Here is a 12959-nt window from a genome sequence, read left to right on the forward strand (position 1 = left end):
GACGTCATATTGGGTACCGCGGGCCGCGAGCCGGGTCAGGCACGCGACGTTGCGACACGTGGTGGCCGGTGGGCCGGCCTTGTGGCGAGCGCCACGGACGGCCGTCGACCGGTCCGGCGCGCGGATTGAGTCAAGGAGCATGAGGTGCCGGAGTTCTCGACAAGGTTCACCCGACGCCGGTTGGCACTGCTGGTGCCGCTACTGGGCGCCAGCCTGGCCATCAGCGCCTGTAGCGCACCGGGTTCCGAGGAGACCCCCACGGGGGACTCCGACGCACCGGTGAGCACCGAGCTGGGTACCGACCCGATCACCCTGGAAATGTACGCCGAGACCGGCTTCCCGCTGGCCAAGGCCCTCGCGGACGAGTTCACCAAGCAGCACCCGAATGTCACGTTCAACGTCCGTGAGGACCAGTTCACCGTCATCACGGAGAACGCGCCCCGGGTGCTCGCCTCGGACAACGCGCCCGACATCATCCGGCTGCCCACCATGGTCGACCTGGTCAAGGACGGGCTGCTGAAGAACCTGGACCCGTACTTCGACGCGTACGGCTGGGACAAGTTCCCCGCCTCCCAGCTGGTCCAGCTGCGCCTGTCCGACGGCGGCGCGGTGCGCGGCAGCGGCTCGCTGTACGGCATGGGCCTGGGCTACAGCGTGACCGGCGTCTTCTACAACAAGAAGCAGGCCGAGCAGGTCGGCATGACCCAGCCGCCGGCCACCATCGCCGAGTTCGAGGAGCTGCTGGCCAAGGCGAAGGCGGCCAACCTGCTGCCGATCATGCAGTTCAACAAGAACACCGCCGGCATCAACTTCCCCCACCAGGCACTGCAGAACCAGTACGGCGACCCGACCGCCATCGCCGACTGGATCTTCCAGAAGCCGGGCGCGACCTTCGACACGCCGGCGGCGCTCAAGGCGACCCAGACCATCCAGAAGTGGGCCGAGGCCGGCTATTTCCCGAAGGACGCCAACGCCATCGACTACACGGCCATGATGGGCGAGTTCCAGAAGGGCAACGGCCTGTTCATGTTCAACGGCGACTGGGAGTCGGGCAACCTGGACAAGAGCATGGCCGGCGAGGTCGGCTTCTTCCTCTTCCCGGGTGAGACCGCCGACGCCAAGCGGGTCGCGATGTCCGCGCCGAACACGTTCGGCGTCGGCGCCAAGGCCAAGAACCCCGACGCCGCGGCCTTCTTCCTCAACTGGGTGCACACCAACGACAAGGCCCGGGAGATCTCGGTCAACGTCGGCGGTTCGCACCCGGGTGGCCCGGCCGACCTCGCCCTGCCGCCGGTGTCGGAGGGCACCGTGCTCGCCGAGACCCTCAAGGCGTCCCAGCAGCTCGGCGCGGACAACGGCGCGGTCGACTTCACCGCGAACGCCACCGGCGGCATCTTCGCCGCCGCCATCACCCCCGAGATGCAGAAGCTGGTCGCCGGCCAGCAGACCCCGGAGGGGTACGTCAAGGCGGTCCAGGCCGAGTACGAGAAGGAACTGTCCCGATGACGTCTGCCCTCGGCAGCGCCCCGGCCGGGTCGGACACCGCGTCCCGACCCGGCCGGGGGGACACCCGGGCACCCGTGCGGCCCCACCGGAAGCGGTGGGGCCGCACGGTCCGGTGGTCCGGGTGGCTCTGGGTCCTGCCCGCCCTGATCATGTACGGCGTCTTCGTGCTGCGTCCGCTCGTGCTGACCATGCAGTACTCGCTGTACCACTGGAACGGCATCGGCGCGGCCCGCTGGGCGGGGCTGGACAACTACCTCACGGTCTTCACCGACCGGGACGTATTGAAGATCATCTCGAACGCGTTCATCCTGATCATCTTCTTCAGCTTCATCCCGGTCCTGCTCGGCCTGCTGGTGGCCAGCCTGGTCCGGCGGATCACCACCGGCCCGGCCGGCACCCTGGTCCGCACCGTGCTGTTCCTGCCCCAGGTGATCCCCCTGGTCGCGGCCGGTATCGCCTGGAGCTGGGTGCTCTCCAGCAACGGACTGGTCAACCAGGCGTTGCGGGCCGTCGGGCTGGACGGCGTCACCCGGGCCTGGCTCGGCGAGTTCGACACCGCGCTGCCGGCGGTGGGCGTGATCGGCACCTGGGTCATGCTCGGCCTCTGCACGATCCTGCTGATCACCGGAATGAGCAAGATCGATCCTTCGCTCTACGAGGCCGCCCGCATCGACGGCGCGGGCCCGGTGCGGGAGTTCTTCGCGGTCACCCTGCCCAGCCTGCGCCAGGAGATCGGCATCTGCCTGACCGTGACCATCATCGCGGCGCTGGCCAGCTTCGACATCGTCTACATCTCCACCAGCGGTGGCCCCGGAATCCAGACCACCGTGCCCGGCCTGGAGATCTATCGGCTCGCCTTCTCCCAGCGTCAGGTCGGCCTCGCCTCGGCCCTCGCGGTGGTGCTGATGGCGCTGGTGCTGGTGTGCGTACTGCCGATCCAGCGGCTGACCAGGGGAGAGAAGTGATGAACCTGACCACCCGCAGCGAGCGGCTGACCGGACGCATCTTCCTGATCGCGCTGGTCGTGGTCACCCTGCTGCCGTTCCTGAGCATGCTGTCGGCGGCCCTGCAACCACGCGGCACCGTACCCACCGGCCTGGCCTGGCCCAGCGACCCGCAGTGGGGCAACTTCGCCGACGCCTTCACCGCCGCCAACATGGGCGCGCTGCTGAAGTCGAGCGCGCTGATCGTGGCCGGGGTGGTGCCGGTCGGCGTGCTCATCGCGACCATGGCCGGCTTCGGCCTGGGACACCTGCGGGTGCCCGGCGGTCACCTCGCCTTCGGACTGCTGCTGCTCGGCCTGACCCTGCCCTTCGAGGCGGTGGTCACCCCGCTGTACTACCAGATGCGGGACCTCGGCCTGCTCAACACCCGCTGGGCGATCGTCCTGCCGTTGATCGGTCTCTACATGCCGTTCGCGGTCTTCTGGATGCGCGCCCACTTCATCAACGTGCCCCGGGAACTGTCCGAGGCGGCGCGGGTGGACGGCAGCAACACCTGGCAGCTGTTCTGGCGGGTGCACGTACCACTGGCCCGGCCGGCCATCGCCTCGCTGACCATCCTGTTGTTCCTGTGGACCTGGAACCAGTTCCTGCTCGCCATCGTGCTCGTCGACGATGCGACGAAGCGGACCATGGCCGGCGCTCTCGGTGCCTTCCAGGGGCAGTGGGGAACCGATCTGGTGCTGCTGTGCGCTGGCTCGTTGCTCATCCTCACGCCTACCCTCATCGTGTTCCTGATCTTCCAGCGACAGTTCATCAAGGCCCTGCTCCAGGGCTCCGTGAAGGGATAGCGGGTTGAGCGACACCCAGATCCACGGTGACGTCGACGAGGGCTTCGGCCGGGTCGCCGACGTGTTTCGGGACAACTTCACCCACCGGCAGGAGGTGGGCGCCGCGGTCGCCGTCTACCTGCGGGGCCGTAAGGTGGTCGACCTGCACGGTGGGCTGGCCGACGCCCGGTCCGGACGCCCCTGGAGCGCGGACACGCCCGCCGTCGTCTTCTCCTGCACCAAGGGGATCATGGCGATCTGCGCGTACCTGCTGGTGCAGGAGGGGCGGCTGGACCTTGACGCGCCGGTCACCCGCTACTGGCCGGAGTTCGGCCAGCACGGCAAGGCGGAGATCCCGGTCCGCTGGCTGCTCACCCACCAGTCCGGCCTGCCGGCGCTGGACAAGCCCTTCACCCGCGAGGAGGTGCTGGCCTGGGAACCGGTGATCAAGGCGATCGAGGCGCAGACTCCACTGTGGAAGCCGGGCACCGCACACAGCTACCACGCGATCACCTACGGCTGGCTGATCGGCGAGGTGATCCGGCGGATCACCGGCGAGCTGCCCGGCGCCTACTTCTCCCGGGTCCTCGGCGAGCCGCTCGGTCTGCGTACCTGGATCGGGCTGCCGGCCGCCGAACGGGACACCGTCGCCTGGATGCTGGCACCGATCGGCGAGCCCGTCCCGGCCGGTGACCCGGTCGCCGAGCGGGGCATCACGATGGGCGGTGCCTTCGCCTTCCCCGCCGACGAGAACGGCCTGGTCAGCTTCAACGACCCGGCCATCCAGGCCGCGCAGATCCCCGGTGCGGGCGCGGTGAGCACGGCCGAGAGCCTGGCCCGGCTCTACGCCGCCTGCGTCTCCGAGGTCGACGGCGCGCGGCTGCTCAGCCCCGCGTCCGTCGACGACGCGGTCACGGTCCGGGTGAGTGGTCAGCAGGTCTACGGGCTGCCCGACGCGGGACACCGCTGGGGCACTGGTTTCCTGGTGCATTCGGAGCCCCGCCCGATGCTCGGCGTACGCAGCTTCGGCCACGACGGCGCCGGCGGGCACCTGGCCTTCGGCGACGACGCCCACCAGGTCGGCTTCGGCTACGTGGTCAACCAGATGGGCGGCTTCGACGACGAGCGGGCCAACCTGCTCTCCGCGGCGGTCCGGGACTGCCTGGGCGACAGCTGACCGACGCGGTGGCCCCGGAACCTGCTCGCCGGAACCGGGGCACACCCGCGACCGGGATCGACGTACGGTGAGCGGATGTCGCATGTCGATGCTGAACTCGCGATCCGGGCCGCGCGGGCCGGTGCCGAGGTGGTGCGTTCGCACCACGGCAGGTCCGTCGACCGCTTCGCGAAGGCGGGTGGGGACTTCGCCACCAGCGCGGACATCGAGGCGGAGCAGGCGATCCTCGGCGTGCTGCGGTCCGCGCGACCCGACGACGCCGTGCTGGCCGAGGAGAGCGGACGCAGCGGGTCGGACGGCAGCGGGCGCGTCTGGTTCGTCGATCCGCTCTGCGGGACGCTGAACTTCGCCGTACACACCACGCTGGTCTCGGTGAACGTGGCCCTGCGGGTCGACGCGGAGGTCACGGCGGCGGCCGTCGTGGACCCGTTCGCTCAGGAGGTCTTCTGGACCGACGGCACCGCCGCAGGGGTGCGGTGCGGCGGGGTCGACCAGCACCTCACGCCGTCGGCGGCATCCGGGCTGGTGGACGTCAACCTCGACCCGCCCTTTCCGAACGGGCGGGTGTTCCGGGCGGCCCGGCTGCTGGCGGACGAGGGCTTCGTCGAGCGGTTTCGGCCACGGGTCGTGTCGACCACGTTGGCGTTGACCTGGGTCGCGGCCGGTCGGCGCGCCGCGTACGTCACGGACGGCCGACTGGGCGACAACGTGCACTTCGCGGCCGGCATCGCGCTCTGCGAGGCGGCTGGCTGCGTGGTGACCGGCATCGACGGTCGGCCCTGGCGCAGCGGCCTGGGCGGGCTCGTCGCGGCGGCCGACGCGGATACGCACGCCGGCCTGCTGGCGCTCATCGCAAAGCAGCGAGAGCCGGCGTAGGGCCGGGAGCGTCGATCCGCCGAGTCAGTCGAGGCAGAACTCGTTGCCCTCGGGGTCGGTCAGCACGATGAAGCCGGCCTCGAGCGGCGGCGCGGGCTCGACCCGGCGCAGCTGCTCGGCGCCCAACGCGACCAGCCGATCGGACTCGGTCTGCAACGCCGCCATCCGGTCCGCGCCGGTGAGCCCGGGCGCGGCCCGTACGTCGAGGTGCACCCGGTTCTTGACGACCTTGTCCTCCGGCACCTGCTGGAAGAACAACCGCGGACCGAGCCCCGCCGGGTCCTCGATGGCCGACCTGGTGTTGCGCTGCTCCGGCGGTACGCCGATCCGGGCGAGGAAGTCGTCCCATGCGGCCAGCGGGTCGGCACCGTCGGGGAGGTCGACTCCGGGCGGACCGGGATGCACGTAGCCCAGGGCTTCCCGCCAGAACGTGGACAGCGCCGTCGGGTCGTGGGCGTCGAAGGTGACCTGGATCTGGCGGCTCATCGGGCGGCTCCAATCGGTTCGCGTCCAGGCGACCAATGTGCCAGGCAGGACCGACATTCCGGGGCGCGACCGTGGTGGCGGGCGGTGCCGCTGACGGCCCAGTTCCTGCCGATCGCGGCCGCAACAAGCTAGCAATCTCAGCGTCATCGATGTTAGCGTTCGCAGCGACTGCCTCCGCACCCGGAGTGACAGCCATGGTCGCGCTGATGTGATCGCCAACATCGGCACCCGAGCACCACTCGGCTGGCGGGCGCCGGGTCGGCCAGCGCCCGCGAGTCCACGGGACGGCGGGTTTTCGCGCTGCCGGGCCGCCGGGCTCTCAGTGGGCTGGGAGTGCTGCTCGTTGGCGGAAATCAATCTGATGTCTGTGGCGACCAAGTGCCTCTTGGTGCGAGTGTTTGCCCGATCTCGGGCGTTGACGTCACATGTCTGGAAGCCCTAACGTCTGATGTCTGAGTCACATGAACTCCACCACCCGCCACCCGTGTCCTGGAGGGATCGCCATGTCCCGTACCCGGTCCTTCCCCTTCGCACATCACGTCCGACGAGTGCCCCGTCGCGGCCCGACCGGGTCGCCGCGTCGCGCTTGGCGTGACGTCCCGGATATGGAGGAACGACCATGAGAAGCAGGGCACTGACGAGCATGGGGCTGACGCTGCTGCTCGGCGCGTCGGTCACCTTCGCCGCCGGGTGCGGTGACGGCGCGGCCGACGGCACCGGATCGGGCGGCTCGCGGGTCGTCGGGGTCGACTACCCCCGCTCCGACACGGACTTCTGGAACTCCTACATCAAGTACGTCCCGCAGTTCGCCGAAGAACTGGGTGTCGAGGTCAAGACCACCAACTCGCAGAACGACATCGCCAACCTGATCTCGAACACCCAGGCCTTCATCAGCCAGGGCGTCGAGGGTGTGGTGATGGCGCCGCAGGACACCGCCGCCATCGCGCCGACGCTGTCCCAACTGGACAGCAAGAAGATCCCGGTGGTCACCATCGACACCCGGCCGGACACCGGCAAGGTGTTCATGGTCGTTCGTGCCGACAACCGCGCCTACGGCATCAAGGCGTGCCAGTTCCTCGGCACCAAACTCGGCGGCAAGGGCAAGGTCGTCATGCTCCAGGGCGGCCTGGACTCGATCAACGGCCGGGACCGCACCGAGGCGTTCAACGAGTGCATGCAGCAGCAGTTCCCCGACATCACCGTGTTCGGCGAGGCCACCGACTGGAAGGCCGACGTGGCGGCGTCGAAGCTGCAGACCCGGTTCGCGTCGGACCCGGACATCAAGGGCATCTACATGCAGTCCTCGTTCGCCCTCTCCGGCACCCTCCAGATCCTCAAGCAGCGGGGCCTCCAGGTGCCGCCGAGTGACCCGAAGCATGTCTTCGTGGTCTCCAACGACGGCATTCCCGAGGAGCTGAAGAACATCGGTGAGGGTCTGATCGACGCCACCGTCAGCCAGCCGGCCGACCTATACGCCAGGTACGGCCTGGAGTACGTGCAGGCGGCGATCGAGGGCGAGACGTTCCAGCCCGGCCCGACCGAGCACGGCAGCACCATCATCCAGGTACGCGACGGCCTGCTGGAGGACCAGTTGCCGGCGCCGCTGGTGACGCTTGACGGTGCGCCGATCGCCGGCGAGCCCACCTTGAAGTTCGACGACCCGTCCCTGTGGGGCAACAACGCATGAGCGCCACCCCGAGTGGGTCGGCCGACGGGCTGATCGGCACCGACCAGCCCGTCGTGGAGGCCGTGCAGATCACCAAACGGTTCGGGTCGACGGTCGCGCTGGCCGACGCCGGCATCGTGGTCCGCCGTGGCGAGACGCACGCCCTGGTCGGGCGCAACGGCGCCGGCAAGTCCACACTGGTCAGCATTCTCACCGGGTTGCAGGCCGCCGACGATGGCGCGGTGGCCTTCGACGGGCGTCCGGCCCCGCCGCTCGGTGACCGGGACGCCTGGCGTAGCCGGGTCGCCTGCGTCTACCAGAAGTCCACGATCATCGGCAGCCTCACCGTGGCGGAGAACCTCTTCCTCAACCGGCACGCCCGTGGCCCGGCCGGGTTGATCCGCTGGTCGCGGCTGCGCCGTGCGGCGGAGCAGCTGCTGGCGGAGTGGTCGGTGGAGGTCGACGTACGTCAGCCCGCGTCGACGCTCTCCGTCGAGCAGCGGCAGTTCGTCGAGATCGCCCGGGCGCTCTCCTTCGGCGCCCGGTTCATCATCCTCGACGAGCCGACCGCGCAGCTCGACGGCGCCGGCATCAGCCGGCTGTTCACCCGGATCCGCCAGTTGCGGGAGCAGGGGGTGACCTTCCTGTTCATCAGCCACCACCTTCAGGAGATCTACGAGATCTGCGACCAGGTGACGGTGTTCCGCGACGCCCGGCACATCCTCACCGCCCCGGTGGCGCAGCTGAACCGTCCGGCGCTGGTCGCCGCGATGACGGGTGAGGACGTGGCCATGCCGGAGGCCGAGCACCGGTCGCTGCCCGCCGACGCCCCGGTGCTGCTGTCCGTGCGCGATCTGGTCACCGCCTCCGGCGCCGGGCTGTCCGTCGAGGCCCGGGCCGGCGAGGTGGTCGGCATCGCCGGTGGCGGCGGCAGCGGCAAGGTCGAGGTCGCCGAGGCGATAGTCGGGTTGGCCCGGCCGGCGGGCGGGACGGTCGTCGTCGACGGTCGGGCGCTGCGTCCCGGCAGTGTGCCCGACGCCCTCGACGCGGGCGTCGGGCTGGTACCGCAGGACCGGCACCGCGAAGGACTGGTGCCGCTGCTGTCCATCGCCGAGAACGTCACCATGACCGTGCCGGACCGGATCGGTCGGCGGGGTCTCATCTCGCCGGCCCGGCGTGACGCCCTGGCCCGCGACACCATCACCGACCTGGCGATCAAGGTCGCCGGGCCGCGGGCGCCGGTCTCCGAGCTGTCCGGGGGCAACCAGCAGAAGGTGGTGATGGGTCGGGCGCTGGCCAGCGACCCGAAGCTGCTGGTCCTGATCACCCCGACCGCCGGAGTGGACGTGCGCTCCAAGCAGACCCTGCTGGGCGTCGTCGAGCAGGTACGCCGCCGCGGCACCGGCGTGCTCGTCGTCTCCGACGAACTCGACGACCTGCGGATCTGTGATCGCGTACTGGTGATGTTCCAGGGCCGGGTCGTCCGCGAGATGTCCCACGGCTGGAGCGACAACGAGCTGGTAGCCGCCATGGAAGGGGTGGATCTCCACCATGTCTGAGACGCTCTCCACCACCGCGCGGCCGGCCGCCACGCCGCCACCGCCCCGGGCTGCCGCGTCGCGGAGCCTGGCCGTCGCCCGGCTACGGGACCTGGCGCTGGTGCCGGCGATCATCGCGGTCGCGATCGTCGGGTCCATCGTCAGCCCGGTCTTCCTCAGCACCGACAACATCATCAACGTGCTGCAGAGCATGTCGGAGATCGCCATCGTGGTCCTCGCCCAGACCATCGTGCTGATCACCGGCAAGATGGACCTGTCGCTGGAGTCCACCTTCGGCCTCGCCCCGGGCATCGCCGCCTGGTTGGTGGTGGATCCCGCGTTGACCCGGGGACTCGGTCTCGACGTGCTACCGGACGCCTGGGCGGTTCCGGTCGTGCTGCTCGTCGGCGCCCTCGTCGGTGCCTTCAACGGGCTGCTCATCGTCCGCTTCGGCCTCAACGGCTTCGTCGTCACGCTGGGCATGCTGATCGTCCTACGCGGCCTGCTCACCGGTATCTCCGGTGGCCAGACGTTCTTCATGCTGCCCGAGTCGATGACCTATCTCGGCTCCGCCAGCTGGGTCGGCGTACCGGCCTCGATCTGGCTGTCGCTGCTGCTGTTCACCGCCGGGATCGTCGTTCTCGGTTACACCCGGGCGGGCCGGGCGCTGTACGCGATCGGCGGCAACGCCGACGCGGCCCGGGCGGCGGGCATCCGGACCGACCGGGTGCTCTGGCTGGCGCTCATCGTGGCAAGTGTGCTGGCGGCGCTGGCCGGGCTACTGATCAGTGGCCGGCTCGCGGCGGTGCCGTCGGCCCAGGGCAGCGGCGCCATCTTCCAGGTCTTCGCGGCGGCGGTGATCGGCGGCGTCAGCCTCAACGGCGGCAAGGGCAGCGTCTTCGGCGCCTTCACCGGCGTCCTGCTGCTCTTCATGATCATCAACGTGCTGACCCTCGCCGGGGTACCCGCACAGTGGACGAACTTCCTCAACGGCACCGTCATCCTGGTGGCCCTGGTGGTGTCCCGCATCACCGGAGGCAAGGCACAGACGTGAGGCGGCCGGCCCGTCGGGCCCACCGCGAGGCCGGCAACCACGCCCACCCGCTCGATCCCTCAGGAGTTACCGGTGAGTGAGCGCATCTCGTCCGTAGAAACCATCGACGTACGGTTCCCCACCTCCCGGCATCGGGACGGGTCGGACGCGATGAACCCGTTCCCCGACTACTCCGCCGCGTACGTGGTGCTACGGACCTCGGCCGGCGCCGAGGGACACGGCCTGGTCTTCACCGTGGGCCGGGGCACCGACCTTCAGGTGGCGGCGGTGCGGGCACTCGCCCCGATGGTGGTCGGCCAGCGGGTCGCCGAGCTGGTCGCCGACCCGCGCTCGCTGGCCCGCCGGCTCGTCGGCGACAGCCAGATCCGTTGGCTCGGGCCCGAGAAGGGGGTCGTGCACATGGCCGCCGGCGGTCTGGTCAACGCGGTGTGGGACCTCGCGGCCCGGCGGGCGGAGAAACCGTTGTGGAAGCTGCTCGCCGACCTCACCCCGGAGCAGTTGGTCGCCCAGGTCGACTTCCGCTACCTGCGTGACGCCCTCACCGAGGACGAGGCGGTGGCACTGCTGCGCAGCGCCGAGGGCGGGCGGGCCGAGCGCGAGCGGCGGCTACGGGCCGAGGGCTACCCCGCCTACACCACCACCCCCGGCTGGCTGGGTTACGACGACGAGAAGCTGGCCCGGCTCTGCCGGGAGGCCGTCGAGGACGGCTACCGGCTGATCAAGCTCAAGGTGGGCGGGAACCTGACCGACGACGTACGCCGGATGGGCATCGCCCGACGGGTCGTCGGGCCGGACATCCAGATCGCGGTGGACGCGAACCAGATCTGGGGAGTGCCCGAGGCGATCCGCTGGATGCGGGAGTTGGCCGAGTTCGACCCGTACTGGATCGAGGAGCCGACCTCGCCGGACGACGTGCTCGGGCACGGCGCCGTGCGCAAGGCTCTCGCCCCGGTCAAGGTGGCCACCGGCGAACACGTGCACAACGCGGTCATGTTCAAGCAGCTGCTCCAGGCCGACGCCGTCGACGTGGTGCAGATCGACGCCTGTCGGGTCGCCGGCGTGAACGAGAACCTGGCGGTCCTGCTGCTCGCCGCGAAGTTCGGGGTGCCGGTCTGCCCGCACGCCGGGGGAGTGGGGCTGTGCGAGCTGGTGCAGCACCTGGCCCTGTTCGACTTCGTCGCGCTCAGCGGCAGCACCGAGGGCCGGGCCATCGAGTACGTCGATCACCTGCACGAGCACTTCGCCGATCCGGTACGCGTCAGCGGCGGACGCTACCTCGCGCCCGACGCACCCGGCATGAGCGCGCGGATCCTGCCGGACTCGTTGGCGCGCTACCGCTACCCCGACGGCCCGGCGTGGGCCGACGCCGAGGTCCTGGCGGGAGCGCCGACATCATGACCACCCGTGCGGTCCGGGACCACGGCAAGGCGGTTCATCTGATGTCTGGCTCGGCTCGGTCGATCGGGCCGCTACCCGTCCGACGGTTTCGCGCCGAGCACGGTACGCAGCCACGCCTCGGAGGTGTTGACGTGCAACAGGGCGCTGGCCTGCGCCAGCAACTGGTCACGCGCCCGCAGCGCGAGGTAGATGGTGTGATGCTCCTCGATGGTCTGGTGCGCCGCGTTGCCCTCGATCAACCCGCGCCACACCCGGGCCCGCAGCGTACGACCGGAGAGCCCGTCCAGCAGCGAGGTGAGGGTCTCGTTGCCGGTGGTAGCGATGACGGTGTGGTGGAAAGCGGCGTCGAACTGGATCAACTTCTCGGCGTCGTCGGCCGCCGCCCGCATGTCCTGCAGGATCCGGCCCAGCTCGTCGAGGTCGGTGTCGGTCATCCGCAGCGCCGCCAGGCCGGTCGCCATCGGCTCCAGCATCCGGCGCACCTCCATGACCTCCAGGAGCGTGTCGTCGCGCAGCAACTCCACCGCGACGCCGAGCCCTTCCAGCAGCAGCCGGGGGGCGAGGCTCGTCACGTACGTGCCGTCGCCGCGCCGCACGTCGAGCACCCGGGCCGATTCGAGCACCTTGACCGCTTCCCGGACCCCACTGCGCGAGAGCCCCATCTGGGCGGCCAGTTGCGGTTCCGGTGGCAGCCGCGTCCCCGGAGGCAGCTCACCGCTCTGGATCATGCTCCGGATCTTTGCGATCGCGTCGTCGGTCAGTGCCATCCACGCCCCCTTCGGACCGGTCGACCGGACGCCGGCCTGACGTCGGTGTCCATGACCGGCACCGGCGACCCCGACCACTATAGAGACATCGGACGTTTGTCGGCGACGCTGCGTACTCGCCGTGCGGCTGCCGGGACCAGGCTCAACCGACCCCACCGAAAGGGTGCGACGTGCGACGTTACGGCATGGTGATCCGGCTCAGGCCGGAGCACCGGGAGACCTACCTGCGGCTGCACGCCGCGGTCTGGCCCGGTGTCGAGCAGACGCTGCGCGAGGGGAACATCCGCAACTTCACCATCTTCCTCCACGGCGACCTGTTGTTCGGTTACTACGAGTACGTCGGCGACGATCACGACGCCGACCAGCGACGCATGGCCGACGACCCGCAGACGCAGGCGTGGTGGAAGCTGACCGATCCGTGCCAGGAGTCTCTCGCCGAGCCCGGCTCGGGGCACTGGTGGGCCCCGATGCGGGAGATCTGGCACCTGACCGAGGAGGCGCCCTGAGCTGACCCGCCGGAACCGTCGCGACGCTGACCGGTGTCCGGCCGCCCGTCCCGGCCGGGTCGTCGCCTGAGCGCGCCGAACCGAGTCGACGTTGACGCCGACCCATCAGGGCGGGTGCACACATCTGATGAATATCGTGGAGCGAGTCGCTCGCCCGATGGGTGGCCCGGCACGACCGGGCCTCTGCGGGGTGCGACAGCGCTGTGCCCTGAAT

Annotated in this window: 12 protein-coding genes; 10 read left to right on the forward strand and 2 right to left on the reverse strand. The window is 70.0% G+C overall.

What is annotated here, in order from left to right; translation table 11 throughout:
- Positions 1 to 144 precede the first annotated feature (144 nt).
- The 5 genes from O7597_RS25935 (at position 145) to O7597_RS25955 (ending at position 5330) form a co-directional block, all read left to right on the forward strand.
- Positions 145 to 1506: an extracellular solute-binding protein gene (locus O7597_RS25935; RefSeq protein WP_269741301.1), complete on the forward strand. Its 1362-nt coding sequence runs from the start codon at positions 145 to 147 to the stop codon at positions 1504 to 1506.
- The gene (locus O7597_RS25940) at positions 1503 to 2471 is read left to right on the forward strand and encodes a sugar ABC transporter permease (RefSeq protein ID WP_269741302.1); all 969 of its coding nucleotides are present in this window, start codon (positions 1503 to 1505) and stop codon (positions 2469 to 2471) included. Before O7597_RS25935 ends, O7597_RS25940 begins: the two co-directional genes overlap by 4 nt.
- Positions 2471 to 3298, forward strand: a complete 828-nt coding sequence (locus O7597_RS25945) for a carbohydrate ABC transporter permease (RefSeq protein ID WP_269741303.1) — start codon at positions 2471 to 2473, stop codon at positions 3296 to 3298. The genes O7597_RS25940 and O7597_RS25945 overlap by 1 nt, the downstream gene beginning before the upstream one ends.
- Positions 3299 to 3302: 4 nt before the next feature.
- Positions 3303 to 4454 (forward strand): serine hydrolase domain-containing protein, encoded by a 1152-nt coding sequence (locus tag O7597_RS25950; RefSeq protein ID WP_281581006.1) that lies wholly within the window; start codon positions 3303 to 3305, stop codon positions 4452 to 4454.
- 75 nt (positions 4455 to 4529) lie between these two features.
- Positions 4530 to 5330 (forward strand): inositol monophosphatase family protein, encoded by an 801-nt coding sequence (locus O7597_RS25955; protein ID WP_269741305.1) that lies wholly within the window; start codon positions 4530 to 4532, stop codon positions 5328 to 5330.
- Between the two features lie 24 nt (positions 5331 to 5354).
- Here the strand turns inward: O7597_RS25955 and O7597_RS25960 are convergent, their stop codons facing one another.
- Complete coding sequence (locus tag O7597_RS25960; protein ID WP_269741306.1) at positions 5355 to 5816, reverse strand: VOC family protein; 462 nt, start codon at positions 5814 to 5816, stop codon at positions 5355 to 5357.
- 619 nt (positions 5817 to 6435) lie between these two features.
- Between O7597_RS25960 and O7597_RS25965 the strand changes: the two genes are divergently transcribed.
- The 4 genes from O7597_RS25965 (at position 6436) to O7597_RS25980 (ending at position 11472) form a co-directional block, all read left to right on the forward strand.
- Positions 6436 to 7503, forward strand: coding sequence for a sugar ABC transporter substrate-binding protein (locus O7597_RS25965; protein WP_281581007.1), 1068 nt, complete (start codon positions 6436 to 6438; stop codon positions 7501 to 7503).
- Positions 7500 to 9041 (forward strand): sugar ABC transporter ATP-binding protein, encoded by a 1542-nt coding sequence (locus O7597_RS25970; protein WP_281581008.1) that lies wholly within the window; start codon positions 7500 to 7502, stop codon positions 9039 to 9041. Before O7597_RS25965 ends, O7597_RS25970 begins: the two co-directional genes overlap by 4 nt.
- Entirely contained in the window at positions 9034 to 10074 is a 1041-nt protein-coding gene (locus O7597_RS25975) for an ABC transporter permease (RefSeq protein WP_281581009.1), read from the forward strand. Before O7597_RS25970 ends, O7597_RS25975 begins: the two co-directional genes overlap by 8 nt.
- Before the next feature lie 72 nt (positions 10075 to 10146).
- On the forward strand, positions 10147 to 11472 hold the full coding sequence (locus O7597_RS25980) for an enolase C-terminal domain-like protein (RefSeq protein WP_281581010.1): 1326 nt from the start codon (positions 10147 to 10149) through the stop codon (positions 11470 to 11472).
- A gap of 71 nt (positions 11473 to 11543) precedes the next feature.
- Here the strand turns inward: O7597_RS25980 and O7597_RS25985 are convergent, their stop codons facing one another.
- On the reverse strand, positions 11544 to 12239 hold the full coding sequence (locus tag O7597_RS25985) for a FadR/GntR family transcriptional regulator (protein ID WP_269741310.1): 696 nt from the start codon (positions 12237 to 12239) through the stop codon (positions 11544 to 11546).
- Between the two features lie 170 nt (positions 12240 to 12409).
- Between O7597_RS25985 and O7597_RS25990 the strand changes: the two genes are divergently transcribed.
- Positions 12410 to 12745, forward strand: coding sequence for an L-rhamnose mutarotase (locus tag O7597_RS25990; RefSeq protein WP_281581011.1), 336 nt, complete (start codon positions 12410 to 12412; stop codon positions 12743 to 12745).
- Positions 12746 to 12959: the final 214 nt, after the last annotated feature.

The organism is Verrucosispora sp. WMMC514, from assembly GCF_027497295.1.
Lineage (GTDB): Bacteria > Actinomycetota > Actinomycetes > Mycobacteriales > Micromonosporaceae > Micromonospora > Micromonospora palythoicola.

What these genes read in the sequence shown, in the direction of transcription:
- O7597_RS25985 (WP_269741310.1), bottom strand. Translation starts at nt 12,239, where the DNA reads ATGGCACTGACCGACGACGCGATCGCAAAGATCCGGAGCATGATCCAG.
- O7597_RS25965 (WP_281581007.1), top strand. Translation starts at nt 6,436, where the DNA reads ATGAGAAGCAGGGCACTGACGAGCATGGGGCTGACGCTGCTGCTCGGC.
- O7597_RS25975 (WP_281581009.1), top strand. Translation starts at nt 9,034, where the DNA reads ATGTCTGAGACGCTCTCCACCACCGCGCGGCCGGCCGCCACGCCGCCA.
- O7597_RS25945 (WP_269741303.1), top strand. Translation starts at nt 2,471, where the DNA reads ATGAACCTGACCACCCGCAGCGAGCGGCTGACCGGACGCATCTTCCTG.
- O7597_RS25940 (WP_269741302.1), top strand. Translation starts at nt 1,503, where the DNA reads ATGACGTCTGCCCTCGGCAGCGCCCCGGCCGGGTCGGACACCGCGTCC.
- O7597_RS25960 (WP_269741306.1), bottom strand. Translation starts at nt 5,816, where the DNA reads ATGAGCCGCCAGATCCAGGTCACCTTCGACGCCCACGACCCGACGGCG.
- O7597_RS25955 (WP_269741305.1), top strand. Translation starts at nt 4,530, where the DNA reads ATGTCGCATGTCGATGCTGAACTCGCGATCCGGGCCGCGCGGGCCGGT.
- O7597_RS25970 (WP_281581008.1), top strand. Translation starts at nt 7,500, where the DNA reads ATGAGCGCCACCCCGAGTGGGTCGGCCGACGGGCTGATCGGCACCGAC.